The sequence below is a fragment of the Acidimicrobiales bacterium genome (assembly GCA_034521975.1).
Classification (GTDB): Bacteria; Actinomycetota; Acidimicrobiia; order Acidimicrobiales; family SKKL01; genus SKKL01.
In genome coordinates this window covers 22,151-42,251 of record JAXHLR010000010.1, presented here as the reverse complement: position 1 = coordinate 42,251, position 20,101 = coordinate 22,151, and the positions used below count along the sequence as shown (strand labels likewise).

Annotated in this window: 17 protein-coding genes and 1 tRNA gene; 10 read left to right on the top strand and 8 right to left on the bottom strand. The window is 70.8% G+C overall.

Annotated features, from left to right (window positions below):
• Positions 1-57 precede the first annotated feature (57 nt).
• Genes xseA through U5K29_15225 form a run of 3 tightly spaced genes read left to right on the top strand, consistent with a single transcriptional unit; the run spans position 58 to position 2,692 of the window.
• Entirely contained in the window at positions 58-1,341 is a 1,284-nt protein-coding gene (gene xseA / locus U5K29_15235) for an exodeoxyribonuclease VII large subunit (protein MDZ7679894.1), read from the top strand.
• Complete coding sequence (gene xseB / locus U5K29_15230) at positions 1,328-1,591, top strand: exodeoxyribonuclease VII small subunit (protein MDZ7679893.1); 264 nt, start codon at positions 1,328-1,330, stop codon at positions 1,589-1,591. The genes xseA and xseB overlap by 14 nt, the downstream gene beginning before the upstream one ends.
• Before the next feature lie 9 nt (positions 1,592-1,600).
• Complete coding sequence (locus tag U5K29_15225; GenBank protein ID MDZ7679892.1) at positions 1,601-2,692, top strand: polyprenyl synthetase family protein; 1,092 nt, start codon at positions 1,601-1,603, stop codon at positions 2,690-2,692.
• A 34-nt stretch (positions 2,693-2,726) separates the two neighbouring features.
• Here the strand turns inward: U5K29_15225 and U5K29_15220 are convergent, their stop codons facing one another.
• Together U5K29_15220 and U5K29_15215 are read right to left on the bottom strand one after the other, a co-directional pair.
• On the bottom strand, positions 2,727-3,377 hold the full coding sequence (locus U5K29_15220; protein ID MDZ7679891.1) for an alpha/beta hydrolase: 651 nt from the start codon (positions 3,375-3,377) through the stop codon (positions 2,727-2,729).
• The gene (locus tag U5K29_15215) at positions 3,374-4,291 is read right to left on the bottom strand and encodes an alpha/beta hydrolase (GenBank protein ID MDZ7679890.1); all 918 of its coding nucleotides are present in this window, start codon (positions 4,289-4,291) and stop codon (positions 3,374-3,376) included. The genes U5K29_15220 and U5K29_15215 overlap by 4 nt, the downstream gene beginning before the upstream one ends.
• 109 nt (positions 4,292-4,400) lie before the next feature.
• On the opposite strand from U5K29_15215, the gene U5K29_15210 reads away from it, so the two are divergent.
• From U5K29_15210 to U5K29_15200, 3 genes are all read left to right on the top strand, one after another.
• The gene (locus U5K29_15210) at positions 4,401-4,862 is read left to right on the top strand and encodes a Fur family transcriptional regulator (protein ID MDZ7679889.1); all 462 of its coding nucleotides are present in this window, start codon (positions 4,401-4,403) and stop codon (positions 4,860-4,862) included.
• Positions 4,863-4,916: 54 nt separating this feature from the next.
• Positions 4,917-6,224 carry a YibE/F family protein gene (locus U5K29_15205; protein MDZ7679888.1) on the top strand — a complete coding sequence of 436 codons (1,308 nt, stop codon included), beginning with the start codon at positions 4,917-4,919 and terminating at the stop codon, positions 6,222-6,224.
• 244 nt (positions 6,225-6,468) lie between these two features.
• Positions 6,469-8,061, top strand: coding sequence for a peptide chain release factor 3 (locus U5K29_15200; protein ID MDZ7679887.1), 1,593 nt, complete (start codon positions 6,469-6,471; stop codon positions 8,059-8,061).
• On the opposite strand, the gene U5K29_15195 is transcribed toward U5K29_15200, so the two are convergent.
• The 3 genes from U5K29_15195 to U5K29_15185 are packed head-to-tail and all read right to left on the bottom strand — an operon-like array spanning position 8,058 to position 11,259.
• Positions 8,058-8,753, bottom strand: coding sequence for a nitroreductase family protein (locus U5K29_15195; protein MDZ7679886.1), 696 nt, complete (start codon positions 8,751-8,753; stop codon positions 8,058-8,060). The two genes, U5K29_15200 and U5K29_15195, sit on opposite strands and share 4 nt — an antisense overlap.
• Positions 8,754-8,803: 50 nt before the next feature.
• Positions 8,804-10,000, bottom strand: coding sequence for a crosslink repair DNA glycosylase YcaQ family protein (locus U5K29_15190; GenBank protein MDZ7679885.1), 1,197 nt, complete (start codon positions 9,998-10,000; stop codon positions 8,804-8,806).
• Positions 9,997-11,259, bottom strand: coding sequence for a citrate synthase family protein (locus U5K29_15185; GenBank protein MDZ7679884.1), 1,263 nt, complete (start codon positions 11,257-11,259; stop codon positions 9,997-9,999). The genes U5K29_15190 and U5K29_15185 overlap by 4 nt, the downstream gene beginning before the upstream one ends.
• 65 nt (positions 11,260-11,324) lie before the next feature.
• On the opposite strand from U5K29_15185, the gene U5K29_15180 reads away from it, so the two are divergent.
• Positions 11,325-12,518, top strand: a complete 1,194-nt coding sequence (locus U5K29_15180; GenBank protein ID MDZ7679883.1) for a citrate synthase — start codon at positions 11,325-11,327, stop codon at positions 12,516-12,518.
• Here the strand turns inward: U5K29_15180 and U5K29_15175 are convergent.
• Entirely contained in the window at positions 12,482-14,623 is a 2,142-nt protein-coding gene (locus U5K29_15175; protein MDZ7679882.1) for a prolyl oligopeptidase family serine peptidase, read from the bottom strand. The two genes, U5K29_15180 and U5K29_15175, sit on opposite strands and share 37 nt — an antisense overlap.
• A 121-nt stretch (positions 14,624-14,744) precedes the next feature.
• Between U5K29_15175 and U5K29_15170 the strand changes: the two genes are divergently transcribed.
• Positions 14,745-15,035 (top strand): hypothetical protein, encoded by a 291-nt coding sequence (locus U5K29_15170; protein ID MDZ7679881.1) that lies wholly within the window; start codon positions 14,745-14,747, stop codon positions 15,033-15,035.
• 10 nt (positions 15,036-15,045) lie between these two features.
• Here the strand turns inward: U5K29_15170 and U5K29_15165 are convergent, their stop codons facing one another.
• A complete protein-coding gene (locus U5K29_15165; GenBank protein MDZ7679880.1) occupies positions 15,046-15,525 on the bottom strand; it encodes a universal stress protein in 480 nt (159 codons plus the stop codon).
• Between the two features lie 133 nt (positions 15,526-15,658).
• Here U5K29_15165 and U5K29_15160 point away from each other — a divergent pair.
• Together U5K29_15160 and U5K29_15155 are read left to right on the top strand one after the other, a co-directional pair.
• Positions 15,659-15,731 (top strand) — tRNA-Ala (locus tag U5K29_15160).
• Positions 15,732-15,809: 78 nt separating this feature from the next.
• Positions 15,810-16,490, top strand: a complete 681-nt coding sequence (locus U5K29_15155; protein ID MDZ7679879.1) for an RDD family protein — start codon at positions 15,810-15,812, stop codon at positions 16,488-16,490.
• 38 nt (positions 16,491-16,528) lie between these two features.
• Here the strand turns inward: U5K29_15155 and U5K29_15150 are convergent, their stop codons facing one another.
• Positions 16,529-20,059 carry an EAL domain-containing protein gene (locus tag U5K29_15150; GenBank protein MDZ7679878.1) on the bottom strand — a complete coding sequence of 1,177 codons (3,531 nt, stop codon included), beginning with the start codon at positions 20,057-20,059 and terminating at the stop codon, positions 16,529-16,531.
• Positions 20,060-20,101 lie beyond the last annotated feature (42 nt).

Here is a 20,101-nt window from a genome sequence, read left to right as displayed (position 1 = left end):
GACCGCCATGGCCCCACCGGTCGTGGACCGATGGCAGGTGTCGTTAGTGTCACTGCGGTGGAGACGCACACCCACAGTGTCGCCGAGCTGAACGCGCGGATCTCGGATGCTCTGCGCGACGCCTTCGGTGACCAGGTCTGGGTCCAAGGCGAGATCCACAACTGGAAGACCTCGGCGCGGGGCCATGCCTACTTCACCTTGGTTGAACCAGGGACGCTGGGCCAACCCAGCGAGGCCACCCTGTCGGTGGTGTGCTTCGCCGGGAACCGGCGCGGCGTCGAGCACGTGCTGGCCAAGGCAGGCGGGTTGGCCCTCGGCGACGGTCTCGAGGTCCGCATCCGGGGCGAGGTCGTGTTCTATCCGCCGCAGGGGCGCATCCAGCTGCGCATGACCGCCATCGATCCCCGTCACACCCTCGGGCGCATGGCCGCCGACCGTGAGCGTCTCCTCCGGGCCCTGGCCGCCGAGGGTCTCCTCGAACGCAACCGGCAGCTCCGGCTCGCCCCGGTTCCCCTGCGGGTGGGCGTGATCACCAGTGAAGGCAGCGCCGCCGCCCACGACCTGCTCGAGGAGCTGGCGGCCAGCACCTATGGCTGGCAGGTGTCGCTCATCGACACCAGGGTGCAGGGCGTCGACGCGGTCGACGAGATCGTGGGCGCCCTACGGACCGCTGCCCGCATGGATCTCGACGTCGTCGCCCTCGTCCGCGGCGGCGGCTCACGATCGGATCTGGTCGCCTTCGACCACGAGACAGTGGCACGGACCATCGCCGCCATGCCGGTCCCGGTGCTCACCGGCATCGGCCACGAGGTGGACGAGAGCGTGGCCGACCGCGTCGCCCACCGATCGTTCAAGACCCCCACCGCCTGTGCTGCCCACCTCTGCGACACCGTCACCGCCTACCTCGACCGATGCGACGACGCCTGGCGGTCGATGGCGGCGCGGAGCCTCGACGTGCTCGACCGCCACGACGCCTCGGTCCGCAGCGCCGCCGCGCGAGTCGCATCGGGTGCCCGCACCACGCTCGAGCTCGGGGCAGCCCGCCTCGTCGAGCTGCAGGCCGGCATGGCTCGCGAACCCGAGCGCGCCCTGGAGCGGGCCGAGCGCCACGTCGAGTCGCTGCACCGCCACGTCGGAGCACTCGACCCCGCCCGAGTGCTGGCGCGGGGCTGGTCGATCACCCGCGACGCCGACGGGACCCTCGTGCGCAGCGCCGCCTCGGTCGAGCCGGGCACCGCCTTGTCCACCCGTGTCTCCGACGGCACCATCCTGAGCACGACGACCAACACGATCACCACAACAGAGACCAGCACGGAGACCACCGACGATGACCGATCCTGATCCCGACCCCTCCTCCGAGCTGGGCTACGCCGAGGCGCTCCGCGAGCTGGAGGGCATCGTCGCCGAACTGGAGGGCGAGGCCGTCGATGTCGACCATCTCTCCCACCGGGTCCGCCGGGCAGCGGAGCTGGTGCGGATGCTGCGTGGCCGCATCGGCGACGCCCGCATGGAGGTCACCCGCGTGCTCGCCGACCTCGATGCCGCCACCGACGGGACCACCCCCGAACCCGAGCCCGGGGCACCCCGGTAGGCTCCCCGGATGACCACCGGGGCAACACCGACCGGCGCCACCGGCGCTGACGCCCAGGTGCCTCCGGCCTTGGTCGAGGTGGCCGAGCGAGTCGGCGACCGCCTCACCGATGTGCTCGACGACGAGCGCCAGCGGTGGCAGAAGCTCGACCCCGCGCTCGAGGCGCCCATCGTCGCGCTGGCGAGGCTGGTCCTCTCCGGTGGCAAGCGCCTGCGGGCCGCGTTCTGCCACTGGAGCTTCGTCGGAGCCGGTGGTGACCCCGACGATCCGGTCGTCCTCGACGCCGGGGCGGCGTTCGAGTTCCTGCAGGCCTTCGCACTGATCCACGACGACGTGATGGACGGGTCACCCACGCGCCGGGGCGTTCCCGCCATCCATGCCGAGTTCGCCGACACCCACCGACGTTCGGGCTGGCGGGGTGAAGCCCGACGCTTCGGTGAGGGGGTCGCCATCCTGGCCGGCGACCTCGCCCACGTGTACGCCGATCGGCTCATGACCCATGCGCCAGAGGCCGCCCTCGCGGTGTGGCACGAGCTGCGCATCGAGCTCAACGTCGGGCAGTACCTCGACATCGAGGGCACGGCCAGAGCGGCGACCGACCTGAGCACCGCGCGCCGCATCTCGCGCTACAAGTCGGGCAAGTACACGATCGAGCGCCCGCTGCACCTCGGGGCCGCCCTGCGAGAGCGCCTCACCGACCTCGAGCCCGCCCTCTCCGCCTACGGGCTACCCCTCGGCGAGGCGTTCCAACTCCGCGACGACCTGCTCGGTGTGTACGGAGAAGCACAACGCACGGGCAAGCCGGTCGGCGACGACCTCCGGGAAGGAAAGCCGACTCCCCTGCTGGCGATCGCCACCGAGCGGGCCGACGCCGATCAGCGGGCGGTGCTGGCCACCATCGGTTCACCCGACCTCACCTCCGAGCAGGTACATGCCATCCAGCACGTCATCGACGTGACCGGTGCCAGGGCCGAGTCCGAGGCCCGCATCGCCGCGCTCACCGACCAGGCCGCCGATCGGATCGCCGAGGCTCCGCTGGTGCCCGTCGCCGTCGCGGCGCTGCAGGAGCTGGCCGCCTACGTCGGCAACCGTCAGCACTGACGTCGGGTCGGCGCAGCCGCGCCGGTCGGAGAGCTCAACCGAAGCGGGCGACCGCGTCCTGAAGCGACTCCACGACCACGCCGTACTCGTCGACCACCGCCGACAGCCACTCGGGGTGGACCCGGGCGCTGACGGCGATGCACGGCTCGAGACTGCCGAAGTGGACGGCTTGGCGGACGAAGCTCGTCGCATAGTCGGGCGGTCGCACGTCCTGGGCCAACTCGGCCAGCGCGTAGGGGTCCGGAGGTGACGGTGCGTCCTCGCCGATGCGCAGCAGCACCGCGCTGGGCGGTGTCGGCCCACCGCCGGCCAGTCCGGGGCCATCGTCGAGGATGGCGCCGTGGACATCGACGGCGCGCGCCCCGGCCAGCAGGAGTGCGATGTAGGCACCGAGCCCCCGGCCATGGATGGTCGCCCGGCCAAGATGGGCCAGCGCCGTCGCCGCATCCCCCATGAGCACCTCGGCGGTGTACCCGCCCCCGGCAGGAACGGTCGACTCGCCGTGACCGGTGAAGTCGAGGCCCCAGATGGGGCCGGGCCAGGCGTCCAGCGGGGCTGGCACCTCGGGTGGGGTGCGCTCGCCCAACCCGTGCAACATGAGCAGCGGGTGGGGCCCGTCCCCGCCTCGGAGTGGGTGCAGCGCCAGGTCGATCTTGCCGTGGCGGAGGGTGACCGATCCGTTCACGACAGGAACTCCAGCACCAGGTCGGCGACCTCGCGAGACCGTTCGACGTGCAGGAAGTGGCCGGTGTCGTCCAGCTCGACGACACGGGCACGATGCGGCAGGAACGGTTCGACCATGGCCGCCGTGGTACCCCAGCCCATGGGTTCGCCGACGGTTCCGAGCACGCCGAGCATCGGGACGGGCAGCCCCGGGAGCCGGTTCAGGGACCATTCGGGGCGGAACGGACCGAACCCGCCCAGGCGCAGCGCGGGATCGATCTTCCACCGCCAGCCGTCATCGTCCTCGCGGGCGCCGATGGTGACGAGGTAGCGCAGCCATTCGTGCGACAGGCGGGGGTTCATCGCACCTCGACGCTCGGCGAGCTCGTCGACGGTGCCCGGTCTGCGTTGGATGTCATGGGACCTGAGCCGGTGATCGAGCCAGCTGTTGAGCTCGTCGGCCATGATCCGGGTGCGCTCGTGGTCGGCGATGTCGGGGGCCGCGCCCCGCGACGGCAGACCGTCGAGGTTGACCACGCGGGTGACGTGCCACGGAGCCAACTCGGCGAGCTGCAGCATCATGCTGCCGCCCTTGGAGTGGCCGACGACCGGCATCGCCTCGTCCGAGATCGATTCGATCACCGCCACCGCGTCGCGCACATCGGCGTCCCAGCTGTAGAGCGGAGCGTGTTCCGAGTCGCCGTGGCCCCGCTGGTCCCAGGACACCGCGCGCCATCCTGCGTCGGCGAGCAACGGTGCCAGCAGGTCGAAGGTGGCGGCGAAGTCGAAACCCCCGTGCGCCAGCAGGATCGGCGGTCGGTCCGCGTCGCCCCACTCGTAGGCAGCCAGCGACACGCCAGCGCTGTCGACGTGAAATGCCCGGTCGGGCCGGCGAGCTCCGGGGTAGGCGAGGTCCATCCTGGTCGATTCGAGCACGCGGCAAGCGTAGGCGGAAGTGCTGCCAGGACGGGAACCTGACGCCTCCGACTCAGGGATGGGGACCGGTCAGTTCTCAGTGATTCTCACTTCCGGCTAAGGTGGGAGGATGCCCTCGACCACCTCGCCGAGCACCCTCCACACCACCGCCGCCGAACGCCTCCGCCGCGACGGACAGCGCTACACCGGCAATCGCCGAGCGCTCGTCGAGCTCCTCGAGGGCGCCGACCGCCCCCTCACCATCCCCGACCTGCTCGACCGCCAGTCCGGCATCCCCCAGAGCTCGGCCTACCGCAACCTGGCGGTGCTCGAACGGGCCGGGGTCGTCGAGCGGGTGGTCGCCACCGACGAGTTCGCCCGCTTCGAGCTGGCAGAGGACCTCACCGAACACCACCACCACCTGATCTGCTCGGGCTGCGGCGGCGTCACCGACTTCGTGGTGGCACCCTCGGTCGAACGGCGGCTCGACCGAGCCGTCGATGCCATCGCCGCCGAGACCGGGTTCCGCATCGAAGGCCACCGGTTCGACCTCATCGGCCGGTGCCGGGCCTGTCTCACCGACGACGGCTGACCCCCAGCGTGGCAATGCCACCGCTGGGTGCCACCGAGCGGCGAGACTCAGCAGGTGGCTCACGGACACTCCCACGCTCCCGAGGACACCGACTCGTCGGTTCTCACCAGCCCCCGGGCACGAGCGGTCGTGTGGGGAGCACTGGCCCTCATCGGCGCGGTGACGGTGGCGGGCCTCGTGCTGCTGTGGCCACAGGAGCAGGTGTCGGCCGGGTTCGATGTCGGGTTCGGGGAGGAACTGGTCGATGCCACCGTCAACCGGGTGGAGCTGGTGCCCTGTTCCGGCGCCGGCGACGCGTCCACGGTTCGGTGCGAGCTGATCAGCGCACGAGTCACCAGCGGGTCGCCGCGTGGCCAGACCGCGACCTTCGAGCTGTTCCCGTCGGCCAACTCCCCCAGGCTCGACTCGGGCGACCAGATCGTCCTCTCCTACTCCTCGCAAGCGCCGCCCGAGCTCGCCTTCCAGTTCGCGGACTTCCAACGGAACACGCCGTTGCTGTGGCTGGGTGCGCTGTTCGTGGTGGCGGTGGTGGCCCTCGGCCGTTGGAAGGGTGTGAGAGCCCTGGTCGGGGTCGCCGTCAGCCTGGTCGTCATCGTCACCTTCCTGTTGCCGGCGCTGCTGCTCGGCGACCCTCCTGTGCTGTTGGCCCTCGTGGCCGCCTCGACGATCGCCTACCTGGCGCTCTTCCTCGCCCACGGCCTCAACGAGCGCACCGCCGTCGCGCTGCTCGGCACGCTCCTCGCGCTCGCGCTCACCGCCGGGCTCGCGGTGTTGTTCGTGTCGCTCACCCGCATCACCGGCCTGGCCAGCGAGGAGGTGATGCTGTTGCAGGCCAGTTCGGGGATCATCGACCTCCAGGGCCTGCTGCTGGCGGGCATCATGATCGGCGCGCTCGGCGTGCTCGACGACGTCACGGTCACCCAGGTCGCGGCGGTGTGGGAGCTCAAGCTGGCCGATCGCCGGTTCGGCGCCTGGGAGCTGTACCGCCGGGCGGTCAACATCGGGCGCGACCACATCGCCTCGGTGGTGAACACCCTCGCGCTCGCCTATGCCGGTGCCGCCTTGCCGCTGCTGCTGTTGTTCACCCAGGCCCAGCGCTCGTTCGAGGAGGTCGTCACCGGCGAGGCGGTCGCCATGGAGGTGGTGCGGACCCTGGTCGGTTCGATCGGACTCGTCGCGGCGGTGCCGATCACCACCGGGATCGCAGCGCTGGTCATCGCCGGCGCGGTCGTGCCCGAGGACTCCTCCGCCCGCGGCCGCCGCGGTCGTGGTCGCCGCGACCCGTTCTGGGGTGACGTCGAGTGGGAGCCGGTCGACTGGGAGTCCGGGTCGGACGAGCATGCCGAGCACCCCGACACCTGAACGCCCCGGCCCCTGACCACTCCGGACCCCCTCGACCCCTCATCATGCCTCCCCTCCACGCCTCCCCGACATCGCGCGGATTCGTCGCGCTCAGCGCGACAGATCCGCGCGATGTCGCCAGACGAGGGGCTGATCAGGCCGCCTGCTCGAGGTCGTGGGCCATGCCACCACGACCTACCCTCTGAACCGCCGCTCGATGCCGACGACTACCTGGTACCGAGAGCCAGGCCCTAGCGTTGACCAGGTGCCAGCGCTCGACCCAGTGACCGAAGCGGCCCGCCGCCGCACCTTTGCCATCATCAGCCACCCCGACGCGGGCAAGACCACCCTCACCGAGAAGTTCCTGCTCTATGGCGGCGCGCTCACCACCGAGGCCGGCTCGGTGAAGGGCAAGGCGGGTCGGCGGTCGGCCACCTCGGACTGGATGGAGCTGGAGCAGAAGCGGGGCATCTCCATCACCTCGACGGTCCTGCAGTTCCCCTACCGCGACCACCTGGTCAACCTGCTCGACACCCCCGGCCACCGCGACTTCTCCGAGGACACCTACCGGGTCCTCGCCGCGGCCGACGCGGCGGTGATGGTCCTCGACGCGGCCAAGGGGATCGAGCCCCAGACCCTCAAGTTGTTCGAGGTCTGCCGGGCCCGCAACATGCCGCTGCTCACCTTCATCAACAAGTGGGACCGCCCCGGACGCGATGCGCTCGAGCTGCTCGACGAGATCGAGGAGCAGATCGGGCTCCGCCCCACGCCGGTCACCTGGCCCGTCGGCATCCCCGGCGACTTCCGCGGCGTGATCGACCGCCGCACCGACACCTTCATCCGCTTCACCCGCACCGCCGGTGGCGCCACCGAGGCCGGCGAGGAGATCGTCGACACCGACCGGGCAGCGGTCGAGGAGGGCGAGGCCTGGGACACCGCCAAGCACGAGGAAGAGCTGCTCGCCGCGGTGGAGGCCGACCACGACCCCGACTCGTTCCTCGCCGGAGACTCGACACCGGTGTTCTTCGGCTCGGCGCTCACCAATTTCGGGGTGAGACTGCTGCTCGACGGTGTGATCGACATGGCCCCGCCGCCGACGCCGCGCCTCGATGTCGACGACAAGCCCCGTCCACTCGACGCGCCGTTCTCGGGATTCGTGTTCAAGGTGCAGGCCAACATGGACCCATCACACCGCGACCGCCTGGCGTTCTTCCGAGTGTGCTCCGGTCACTTCGAGCGGGGCATGGTCGTCACCCTCGACCGCACGGGCAAGCCCTTCTCGACCAAGTACGCCCAACAGGTGTTCGGTCAGGGTCGAGAGACCGTCGAGGATGCCTGGCCCGGCGATGTGGTGGGGCTGGTGAACGCGGGCGACGTGCGAATCGGCGACACCCTGTGGGTCGACGAGCCGGTCACCTTCGCCGGGATCCCCAACTTCGCTCCCACCCACTTCGCCATCATCCGCGCCCTCGACACCAGCAAGTTCAAGCAGTTCCGCAGCGGCATCACCCAGCTCGACGAGGAGGGCGTGGTGCAGGTGCTGCGCGATCCCGAGATCGGCGACCAGGCGCCAGTGCTGGCCGCGGTGGGTCCGATGCAGTTCGAGGTGGCGGTGCACCGCCTCGAGCACGAGTTCGGCGCCAGGGTCGAGCTGAGTCCCACCCGCTACACGATCGCCCGCCGTACCGATGCCGAGTCCGAACCGGCGCTGCGGGCCATGCGCGACGTCGACGTGCTCCGCAAGGCTGACGGCACCCGCTATGCCTTGTTCGTCTCGACCTACTGGCTGGACCGGGTCGAAGCCGACCACCCCGAGCTCACCCTCGAACGTCTGGTGGCCGAGGGCACCTCGGGCTAGACCTCGAAGGCTTGACTGTCGAAGGCTTGGCCGTCGAAACGGTCGGCCACGGTGAACTCCTCGACCGGAGCCCGCCGGAGGCGGGTGACCTGCTTGACCGGCCGGCCCAGCGCCACCAACGAGGCCACCGCCCACGGATCGGGGACACCGAGCAGCTCGCGCACGGCGTCCTCCTGGCGGCAGATGGCGGTGGTCATGACCCCGCCGTAGCCCTGATCACGGGCGGCCAACATGATGTTGTGGCAGAACGGGTAGATCGAGCCGCCGCCGACGATGCTCTGGCGGTCGAGCCCGTTGTCGAGCACCGCAAGCTGGGTGAGGTCGACCAGCACCACCATGAGGACCGGGACGGTGTCGAGCTGATCGGCGAACGGGTTGGGGGCCTCGGCGGCGCGAGCCGCCTCCAGGTCCACCGCGGGGCCCTGCCAGCGCCGGTCGGGACCGGGAGCGAACGGGACCTTGCCCTCGGCCACGTGAGCCACGTACTCGCGCCACGACAGCTGGTACAGCTCGCGCAGTCGACGGCGGATGGCGGCATCGCGCACCACGATGACCCGCCAGCCCTGGCGGTTGCCACCGCTGGGGGCGAACCGTGCGTGGTCGAGGATGGTGTGCAGCACCTCGTCGGGGATCAGTTCGTCGGTGAACTCCCGCACTGCACCAGTGGTCCGTACGACGGTCGAGAAGTCCATGCCCGCAGGCTAGAGCCACCTCGCCATCCGAGGGAGGCCGCCGACCCGGATCAGCCGCCTGCCGACAACGCCGAACGAAGGGGGTGGGCGAGGTCCCCCCGGTCGGCGACCACGGTGGCGTCGAGTCCCAGCCACCGGGCCATGGACGTCAACTCGTCGGCCAACGGCCCCGCGACGCGACGCGGATCGCCGCCGGGCTCGGCGAAGGCACCTTGGACCCGTAGCACCCCGGCGGCGCGGTCGGCTTTGAGGTCGACCCGCGCCACGAGCTCGTCGCCGAGCAGGAACGGCAGCACGTAGTAGCCGTAGCGCCGCTTGGGCTCGGGGACGTAGATCTCGATGCGGTAGTGAAACCCGAACAGCCGCTCGACCCTCGGACGAAACCAGACCAGCGGGTCGAAGGGGCTGAGCAGGGCCTGCCCGCTTGCCCTGCGGGGCATCGGCGCCTCGGGGTCGAGATAGGCCTGGTCCGACCATCCCTGCACCGCCACCCGTTCGAGCTCGCCGGCGGCGACCAACGAGTCGAGCGCCCGGCGGGCCGGAGCGACCCGTAGGCGGTGGTAGTCGGCCAGATCGGCCGCCGTCCCCACGCCGTGGGCACGAGCAGCGAGGCGCACCAGGGCGCGATGTGCCTCGTCGGCGTCGACCGACTCGGCGGCGAGGATCGGGGCAGGAAGGATCCGATCCGGCAGGTCGTAGACCGTCTCGAAGTTGGTGCGGCGATGGGCGATGCCGAGCTCGCCGACCCGGTGGAGGTACCGGACGGCCCGCTTGCCCCGGGACAGACCCCACCAGGGCCCGGTGCGCTTGCCCCCGTCGGCCAGCTCGGTGGCGGCCAGTGGCCCTCGTTCGGCGACCTCGTCCCGTACGGCCCGGGTGAAGCGCAACGCCTGGGCATCGAGCGAGAAGTGGTCCCGGAACCACTCCATCCGGTGGCGCATCAGCGGGTGCAGCTCGAGGGGGACGATGGCGGCCTCGTGGGCGTGGTACTCCCAGGTCTCGTCGCCCTGCCACAGCCATCGATCGAGACGGTCGCGGTCGTACGCACCCAGGCGGGAGAAGAAGGGGAGGTGGTGGGCGCGGGTGAGCACGTTGACCGAATCGATCTGGACCACGCCGAGCCGACCGAAGGTGGACCTGAGCTGTCGCAGGTCGATGCGGGTGGCTGCTCGTGATGGTCGGGCCAGCCCCTGGGCAGCCAGGGCGATCCGGCGAGCCTGGCCCAGGCTCAGCGTGCGGAGACTCATCCCGGTGGGCCCTGTGGCCGGGGACCGAGGTAGCGGGCCCGGGCACGGAACCGGTTGCCGGACTCGGCGTACTCCTCGATGGCGTGGGCGATCCAGCCCGCGGCACGTGCCACCGCGAACACGGCCTCTCCGGTGCCAACGCTGAACCCGGCGACGTGTGCCAGCGCGGCCAGCCCGAAGTCGACGTTGGGATCGGCGGGGGCATCCTCGGCCATGACGTCGTGCACCGCGTCGACGGTAGCCACACGATCGGCGGCCGCTCCCGACCGCCGCACCAGATCGAGCAGGGCCACCGCCCGCGGGTCGCCGTCGGGATAGAGCGGGTGCCCGAACCCCGGGACGGAGCTGGCGTGGCGCAGGTGCTCGGACACGATCGCCCCGGTGCGGTCGAGCCCGGCCTCGCTGACCTCGTTGAGCAGGCGATGCACCGGGATGCTGGCGGTGCCGTGCAGGCTGCCCGACAGGACCCCGAGTCCGGTCCCCACCACCCCATAGGGGTCGGCACGCGTCGAGGCCGCGACCCGGGCGGCCAGGGTCGAGGCTGCCAGCTCGTGGTCGGCCAGCAGGATGAGGGCGGCGTTGAGGGTGGTGATCAGCTCCGGCGTCGCCGGCTGGGACCCGAGGCGGGGCCACAGGCGGACGGCGATGGCGTCGCCACGCGTTGGTTCGTCCTCGACCTCGAGTGCGGGGGGCAGCAGGTGCTGGTGGACCGGGAGGGCGTCGACCATGGTGGCGATCAGCCGGCGGGCCGCCCGCACCACCGCCTCGGGTCGCAGATCGTGGCGCAACGAGTGGGTGGCGCCGGCGACGGCGGTCGCGACGCGCAGCCGATCACCCACGGTGGCGCTGGGAGGCAGTCCGGCCACCTCGGCGGCGATCAGATCGGCCGACTTGCGACTGGGTGTCCACGGATCGACCTGCTCCCCTGTCGCGGAGGTCCACAACCACTCGGCGACCCACTCGAAGGAGCGACGACCCGCCAGCTCGACCGCATCGAGGCCCCGGTAGCGCAGGCGGTGCCCGTCGATCGAGGTCAGGGCGGTGTCGATCACCACCTCCAACCCCTCGGGCTTGGGTCCCCGACGCCGTCGGCCGGCCAGGTGATCGAGGTCGGCGGGGCTGAACAGGCTCGTGCGACCGTCGGCGGCCACCCGCCGCTCGAGCATCCCGCGGCTCACATAGGCATAGAGGGTCTCGACCTTGATGCCGAGCCGGGCCGCTGCCTCCTGCGACGTGAGGATGAAGTCGTCCTTGGTCATTGATCCAATCATGGTTGATGTGATCAACGTTGACAAGTACAGAGCAGGGGCGGCACGCTGATCCCATGACCAGCAACTCCCTGACCAGCGACCCCACCACTAGCGACCCGGTCACCGAACCACCCCTGATCGAGGTGCCCCGGGGCCTCAAGGGGGTCATCGCCGCCGAGACCAGCATCGGCGAGGTCCAGGGCCGGGCCGGCTTCTACCACTACCGCCAGTACTCGGCCACCGACCTGGTCGAGCGCCGCACCCTCGACGAGGTCTGGCACCTCATCCTCGAGGGCCGGCTCCCCGACGATGTCGAACGAGAGGCGTTCCGGGCGACCGTCGCCGAGGCTCGCGCCACGCCACTGCCCGCCCCGGTGCGCGACCTGCTGCCCGCCCTGGCGGGATCCGGCGGAGCAGGCCCACTCGATGCTCTGCGCACCGCGGTGTCGCTGCTGGCGGCGTCCGAGGGTTTCGCACCGGTCCTCGACCTCGACCGCGACACCATCCGGGCACAGGGCATGCGGTTGGTCGCCGCCATGCCGGCGATGGCGGCGGCCCTCCACCGCGTGGCGAACGGGCTCGAGCCGCTCGACCCGTGCCCCGATCTCGACTGGCCCGCCGACTACCTGCGGATGATCACCGGCACCACACCCCCGTCGACCCATGCCCGGGCCATCGAGCAGTACCTCATCGCCACCATCGACCACGGGTTCAACGCGTCGACGTTCACGGCGCGGGTCATCGCCTCCACCGGAGCCGACCTGGGTGCGGCCATCACCGGCGCCATCGGGGCGCTGTCGGGCCCGCTCCACGGCGGTGCCCCCTCACGTGCCCTCGACACCCTCGACGCCATCGGTAGCCCCGACCGCATCGACGAGTGGGTCCGCCCGCGGATCGAGTCCGGAGAACGGATCATGGGGTTCGGCCACGCGGTGTACGAGACGCTCGATCCCCGCTCCGAACCCCTCCACCGGGCCGCTCGACAGATGGGGGGTGAGCTGGTCGAGCTCGCCGAGCAGGTCGAGGCCCGGGTCATCGAGCTGCTGAACGAGTTCAAGCCCGGCCGCAACCTCTACACCAACGTCGAGTACTGGGCCGGCGTCGCCATGGAGCTCGCCGGGGTTCCCCGCTCCCTCTTCACCCCGACCTTCGCCACCAGCCGGGCCATCGGCTGGGTCGCCCACGTGCTCGAACAGGTGGACGACAACAAGATCATCCGTCCGAGCGCCCGCTACATCGGCCCACCGGCGCCGGCCCCGCTTCCCTGACCCAGGGCGTCGCGCAGGAACGCCACCTGCAGGAGCAAGAGGTTCTCGGCCACCGCCTCCTGAGGCGTCATGTGGGTCACGCCCGACAGCGGCAGCACGGTGTGGGGACGGCCGGCTTCGAGCAATGCCCGCGACAGCTGCAAGGTGTGGGCCACGACCACGTTGTCGTCGGCCAGTCCGTGGATCAGCATCAGGGGCCGCTCCAGCCCGCTCGCCAGCGGGGTCAAGTCGGTACGCGCGTAGTGCTCGGGAGCCTCGGCGGGATGGCCGAGGTAGCGCTCGGTGTAGGCGGTGTCGTAGAGCCGCCAGTCGGTGACCGGCGCACCCGCGACCGCCGCGTGGAACACGTCGGGACGAGCCAGCACGGCCAGTGCCGCCAGGTACCCTCCGAACGACCAGCCGCGGATGCCGACCCGACCCAGGTCCAAGCGCGGTTCGACGGTCGCGGCGGCATGGAGCGCGTCGACCTGGTCCTCGAGCACCGGACCCGCCAGATCGCCCTGAACCGCCCGCTCCCATCCCGGATCGCGCCCGGGTGATCCCCGCCCATCGACCACCAGCACCGCGAAGCCCTGGTCGGCCAACCACTGCGAGGTCGCGAAGGCGCCCCGCGCCCGAACCACCCGCTGGGCGTGGGGTCCGCCGTAGGGATCGAGCAGCACCGGGAGCACGGCACGGCCGTCATCGCCGTCGGGGTCCGATGGCATGACCAGCGCGGCTCGCAGCTGCCGTTCGCCGAGCTCGAGGAAGCGGACGTTGAGATCGAGTCCCGGGGCCTCGGCGAAGGACAACAGCGCCGGCGAGTCCTCGGGTGACCCGTCCCCGTGGACCACCGTTGCCACCGTCCCGTCGTGGTCCATGCCGGCATGGGTGATCACCAACGTGTCACCGCCGGCGACCGCGCCGTGGACTCCGGAGCCGGTGGCGACCGGCGATGTCGTGGCGTCCCAGCCCACCCGCACCACCTGGGTCTCGGTGGGATCGCCCGCCGAGGCGGTCACCAGCACCCCGTCGGCGTCGGTGTTGACGACCGAGCGGACCTGCAGGTTCGGCGGTGACAAGGCGACGCCCTCGAGCATCACCTGCCTGGCGGTCTCGGTGTCGGCGACGGTGACGAGGCGGCCGTCGGCCCACGTCGGGACGCCGGCGACCGGCTCGACCCAGCAAGGGTCTTCGTGGCGCCGGATCTCGGTGCAGTCACCGGTGCCGGGGGCGACGGTCAGGATCGACATGGTGCGCTGGTCGCGGCTGAGCACCGAGATGGTGAGCGGATCGCCGTCGGTCCAGGTGACGGTGGCCAGATAGGGGAACGCCGCGGCATCCCACCCGAGGTCGACCCGGCTGCCGTCGAGCCCCAGCAACGCCAACGAGCATGCCGCGTTGGCGGTGCCGGCCGCGGGGTAGCGGACCGTCCGGGGCGACGACCACGGCTCGACCGGCGATGCGATGTGCCACGCGGCCACCGGCGACTCGTCGACCCGCTCGGCCAGGATCGTACGACCGTCGGGCGACCACCAGAATCCCCTGGTGCGGGAGAGCTCCTCGGCGGCGATGAACTCGGCGGCGCCCCACACGACCCCCTCCTCGGCCACGAGCACCCGATCGGGTTCGGTGGGCGAGACCACCCGCAGCGCACCGTCGACCACATAGGCGACGCGCTCGCCCGACGGGTCGAGTCGCGGATCGAAGGCGCCCGGCGCCGCGTCGAGCACGATCGCCTCGGACCCGTCGGCACCGGCGAGCACCACCAGGCCTCCAATGACGGTGACCGCTCGTTGTCCCATCCGGTCGGTGGCGTAGGTGACGATGCCGGCACCGGACTCCCGTGCCCGCTCCCGGCGGGCGCGCTCGGCGTCGGGCACCACCTCGCCGTCGGTGTCGAACGAACGAGGGTCGAGCACCAGCTGCTCGACCCCTCGGGCGACGTCGAACACCCACAGCGAGTGAACCGGGTCGTCGGAACCAGCAGACCGCAGAAACCAGACCCGCGACCCATCCGCCGACACCGAGAACGAGCGGGGTGCGCCGAGGGTGAAGCGTCGGGTGCGGGCCTGACGGCGAGGGAACGAGCGCCCGGGGGCGTCGGCGGGGTCGTCGGTCGACATGGCCCGAACGCTATCTGGGACCGACCGGGGGGCACTTTCCCCTGTTCAGCACGCTATTCCCACGGTACGCTGGTCGAACCCAGGGGAGGGCGGCCTTGACCCGGGCAGGGGAAGGGGCAGCATGCCATCGATCGAAGAGCTCACCGTCGCCGCCGTGCGATCCGCGATGGCGCCCGGATACGAACGTGAACAGGTCGGCGTCGAGCTGCTGCGCAAGGCCGACCGCAACACCACCGCACTGCGGATCGCCAGGGCACGAGTCGAACGCGGCGCCGGGTGGCGCGCCGGGCCGATCGGACAGCGGGCCCGCGATGCGCTCACCCACGCCATCGAACTGGCCGAACAGGGCCACGAGATCGACCTCGCCGAGACGACCGCGTCCTCGTCGCCGGGTGGGGAGATCGGCGCCTGACCCACGCGGGTCAGGCCGAGGCCTGGTCCTCCTCGGCCGGAGGAACGACGAGAACCGGCCGGTGCGCGTGGTGGACGACGTGCCCGCTCACCGAGCCGAGCAGCATCCGGCCCAGGAACCCCCGACCACGGCTGCCGATGACGACCAGATCTGCTTCGAGCTCCTCGCCGACCACCACGATCTCGGTCGCGGGATCGCCCCACACCACCTTCAGCTCGGTGTGCTCCGGCAGGCCGGCGCGCTCTCTGGTGTCGGCCAGCGCTGCCATGGCTTCGTCCCGCACGGCGGCGGTGGCCTCGGGATCGTCGACCGGGTTGACGACCAGCACGTCGGGCGCGACCAGACCGCCGCTGGCCAGCGGAGCCGAGGGCGGCACGGCCACGTTGAGCAGCACCACCCGTCGATCGGACACCGGCAGGTGCTCGGCCGCCCATCGGACTGCCCGTCGCGATGCGTCGGAGTGGTCGTCGGCGATCAGGATCAGGTCCACGTGCAGGTCACCTCGCGGTCTCGTCGTCGGAGTTCCGACGACCCCGATCTGAGCACGGTTGCGGCCCGCGAGCAATCACCGACCGGGATCGGTTTCGTGGAGCGGGCTCGCGGTGCCATACGATGGCAAGGCCGGGGGCGTAGCTCAGTTGGCAGAGCGGCGGCTTTGCAAGCCGTAGGTCGAGGGTTCGATTCCCTTCGCCTCCACTGGTCGCCTCGAGGGGACGGCCTCGCGAGAGACCGGACAAGCGCTAGCCTTGACCCCGATTCGAAGGGGGGATGCCCGTGTCCGTCACCGGAGCCAGCGACACCGAGGCAGTTCGGTCTCCACCGGCCACCGACCACAAGCCCGACGACACCGGTGCCCACGAGCTTCTGCTCGCGCCGATGTGGCGTCGGTTGGCGGCGCGAGCCGTCGACGTGACAGCGGTCGCCACCTGGGTGTTCGCCCTGTCGATCGCCCACGTGTTCCTCCACCTCCAGCTCTGGTCCCAGAGCGTGGCGCCCGATCCGTGGGGCACCTGGTTCCTTGCAACGCTCACCTTCGCGGCCTGCTACGCGGCCTACGAGATCACCTTCATCAGCCGCACCGGCGCCACCCCCGGCAAGGACCTGATGCGGGTGCGGGTGATCGACCACCTCACCGGCCACACACCCACGCTCGGCCAGGCCACACGGCGTTGGCTCCTCCCGGGCATCGTCCAGCCGATCCCAGGTCCCTGGTTCGGCGCAACGCTCACCCTCGTGTGGGGCGGCACCGGGTTCGCCAACCACCACCACCGCGGCGTCCACGACCACCTGGCCGGAACCCGGGTGGTCATGGCTCTTCCTCCCCGGGACGAGAACGAAGAAGCCCATCGCCGTCGCCAGTTCACGCCCCGCTTCGTCGACCCCCTGGCAGTGTTCCGGATCGCCCGCAACGACCCCGAGGCGCTGCGTCGCCATCCGGCCGACCACGAGTCCTGACCAACCTGGTACCGCTGGCGGTTCCGCCAACCCGGTCGCTACCGCGAGCGTTGACCGAGGCTCAGCTGATGGGTGCCGCCCTCGCCGTTCACCGCGGTTTGCAACAAGGTGAGGAACTCATCGGCGGGGATCGGGTGGGAGAAGTAGAAGCCCTGGCCGTACTGGCACCCCATGGCGAGCAGCTCGTCCAGCTCCCCCGGGTGCTCGATGCCCTCGGCCACGCTCGTGGCCCGCAGGCTCGAGGCCAGCTCGACGATGGTGCGCACGAGCTGACCGGTGCCGGCGCTGGCGGTCCCCAGACGGGTGACGAAGCTGCGGTCGATCTTGATGACGTCGAGTGGGAACTGCTGGATGTAGCCCAGCGAGGAGTAGCCCGTGCCGAAGTCGTCGACGGCCAGGGCGATCCCCCTCGACCGCAGCTCGGCCAAGCGCTCGAGGGTGTCGAGATCGTCGTTCATCACCAGGCTCTCGGTGATCTCCAGGGTCAGGCGGTCCGGCGCGATCCCGCTCTCGGCCAACGCGTCGGAGACGTCGGAGATCAGGGTCATGGACTCGATCTGGCGGACCGAGAGGTTCACGCTCACCCGCAGTGACCCGGCCTCGGGCACGCGATGGTCCCACTCGGCCAGCTGGAGGCAGGCCTCCATCAGCACCCATCGCCCCAAGGCCACGATGAGGCCGGTGTCCTCGGCCAGGGGGATGAACTCGGCGGGAGCGATGAGCCCCCGTTCGGGATGCTGCCAGCGCACCAACGCCTCGCAGCCGGTGATGGTGCCGGACTCCAGTTCGACGATCGGCTGGTAGTGCAGGACCAGCCCACCGGTGCGCACCGCGTCGCTGAGCGCAGCCTTGAGCTCGAGGCGTTCGAACGCGCCGGCGTGAGCCGACTCCTGGAACAGCTCATAGCGACCCTTGCCCCGGTCCTTGGCAAGGTACATGGCGACGTCGACACTGCGCATCAGCGCTTCGGAGGTGGACGACCGGTTGGGGTCGATCACGATCCCGATGCTGGCGGTGAAGGTGAGCTCGCGGCCGTCGACGGTGTAGGGCTGGGAGATGGCCAGCAGGATGCGGTCGGCCACCGCGAAGACCTCGGACTCGCCGTAGGTGTCCTCGAGGAGGATGCCGAACTCGTCACCGCCGAGGCGGGCTGCGGCGTCGGAGACCCTCAGGCAGGCCCTGATCCGCTCGGCGACCGACATGAGGAGCTGATCGCCGGTGCCGTGTCCGAGCGAGTCATTGATCTCCTTGAAGTCGTCCAGGTCGACGAGCAGGACCGCGACCTGGTCGAGGCGCGACTCGGTCCTCGCCAGCGCCCGGGTGAGACGCTGCTCGAAGTGCACCCGGTTGCCGAGGCCGGTGAGCTCGTCGTGGAGCGCCCTGTGACGCAGGTCCTGCTCGAGGGCTCGGCGCACCGTGACGTCACGGACGTTCAACACGATGCCCTGCACCGCTGACTCCGCGCGCATGTCGGAGATGGTGACGTCGACGTTGCGCCAGGTGCCGTCGCGGTCACGGAGACGCATCTCCACGTTGAGCTGTTCGAAGGGCTCGGCGGTGATCCCGTCGAGCAGCTTCATCGCCCGACTGACCTCATCGGCGGGGAGCAGCCGCATGATGTTGGTTCCCACCAGTTCCTCAGCGCGGAACCCGAGCATGGGGCCGACCGCAGGACTCACATAGCTCAGCGAACCCTTCTCGTCGATGACCGCCACCACGTCGGAGCTGTTCTGGACGAGGGAACGGAACCGGGCTTCGGAGCGGGCGAGGCGCTGCTCGGCCAGCTTGCGATCGGTGACGTCGCGTGCGGTGAGCACGAGGCCGCCGATCTCCTCCTCTTCGGAGAGGTCGCGGGCACGCATCTCGAACCACCGGTACGACCCGTCGGCGTGCAGGAGGCGAAGCTCGCGCGACTCGTCCTCGCTCCCGCCCTCTCGCGCGGCGTCGAGCAGCGCGCCGAAGCGGAGCTGGTCCTCGGGATGGATGAGGTCCTGGGGAAGCGGGCCGAGGAAGTAGTGCTCGGGATGGCCGAGCAGGCGCTCGACCACCGGGGTGGCGAACATGCCGAAGCCCTCGTCGTCGAGGACCACGATGAGCTCGGAGCTGTTCTCGACCAGGGCCCGGAACCGCCGGTCGCTCTTGCGCCGGTGGAGGTCCTCGGTGAGCGCCGCGCTCTCGATGGCGAGCGACACCTCCATGGCCACCGACGTGAGCGCGGTGACCGCTCCCCGCTCGATCGGGATCGCCGAGGCGACGACGATCGCCCCCGAGGTGCGACCACGAGCGATGAGCGGGGCGACGACCACCGACGCCTCGACCTCGTCGGAACCGGCGTCGAGGACGTCGAACGCCGGGACCCGCTCGAGGCTGATGGGGTGGCGTTGGGACAGCGCTTCGCGAACCGGGCCGGGGAGCTCCTCGATGGACAGGCGAACGCCGTCGGAACCGGTCGAGCGGCGCCCGACCGAGGCGACCACCTCGACCATGCCGTCGCTGCCGATGCTCAAGACGCTGGCCCGACCGGCCGGGAGCCCGTTCGTCAGCTCGAGCACCGCCCAGAGGGCCGCGGTGTGCATCTCCTCGCGGCTGCCGCCGACCACCAGGACCGAACCCATGTCCCGCAGGACCCGTTCGCGGACCGCGGCTCGTTCCTCCTCCCGGATGAGCGAGCCCAGCCGCGCCAGGACCAGCAGCGAGAGCGCGACCCACCCGGTCACCACCACCGGCAGGTCGATCGGGCTCTCACGTGCTGCTTGGAACACCAGGACCGCGGGTCCCATCAGCAACGCGCCGGCCAGCATCGCGATGCGGCGCCGGGTCAGCCGCGGTGGGGTGTACTCGGGACGGGCGGTGAGCCGATCGGCCGAGGGATGCAGCGCCGCCGTACCGACGAACACGTAGGCCAGCGGCGCGAGCGCGAGGTAGAGACCGGTCTCGACCTGACCAGTGGTCTCAAGGGTCAGGTTCACATCGGCGAGCAGGATCACCCCCGCCGCGGCCGCGAAGAAGTAGTAGCTGGGAGCCCGAAAGCCGGGGCCGACCGCCAGCCTGGTGGTGGCCCCAACGATGAGCAGCGCCAGGAGCGAGTACTGCACGTTCAAGGCGCGCTCGGCCAGGCTGATCGTGTCGTCACGCACATAGGGGGCCAGGATCGTGACCCAGACGATGAGGCCTGCGGCGGCAGCGACGATGAGCGCGTCGATCACATCCGAACGCTGACGTACGACGGTGCGCAGCCGCATCAGCTGGATCTCGCCCACGAAGAGGGCCAGATAGCCGAGGATGTAGAACGGCTCACCCGCGGAGGGGAAGGGTTCGCTCACGCCGATCGCCGCGCCGTGCACGACGGTGGCCAGACCACCAGCCAGGATCAGACCGGCCCCGGCACCCAGCCAGTACCAGGGGAACCGCTGGGCATCGTCGTGGCGACGTCCTCGACGGACCAGGGCGACGACGGCCGCCCATCCGATGAGCTGGGCGGCGATCCCCGCGCCGGTGGGCGCGGTGACCAGGCCCGCGGCGTGAAGCAGCAGGCTGAGCACCAGGAAGCGAAGCCACAGCGCAGGCATGGTCCTCGTATCGGCGCCAAACCGCCGGTGTTGACGATCAGT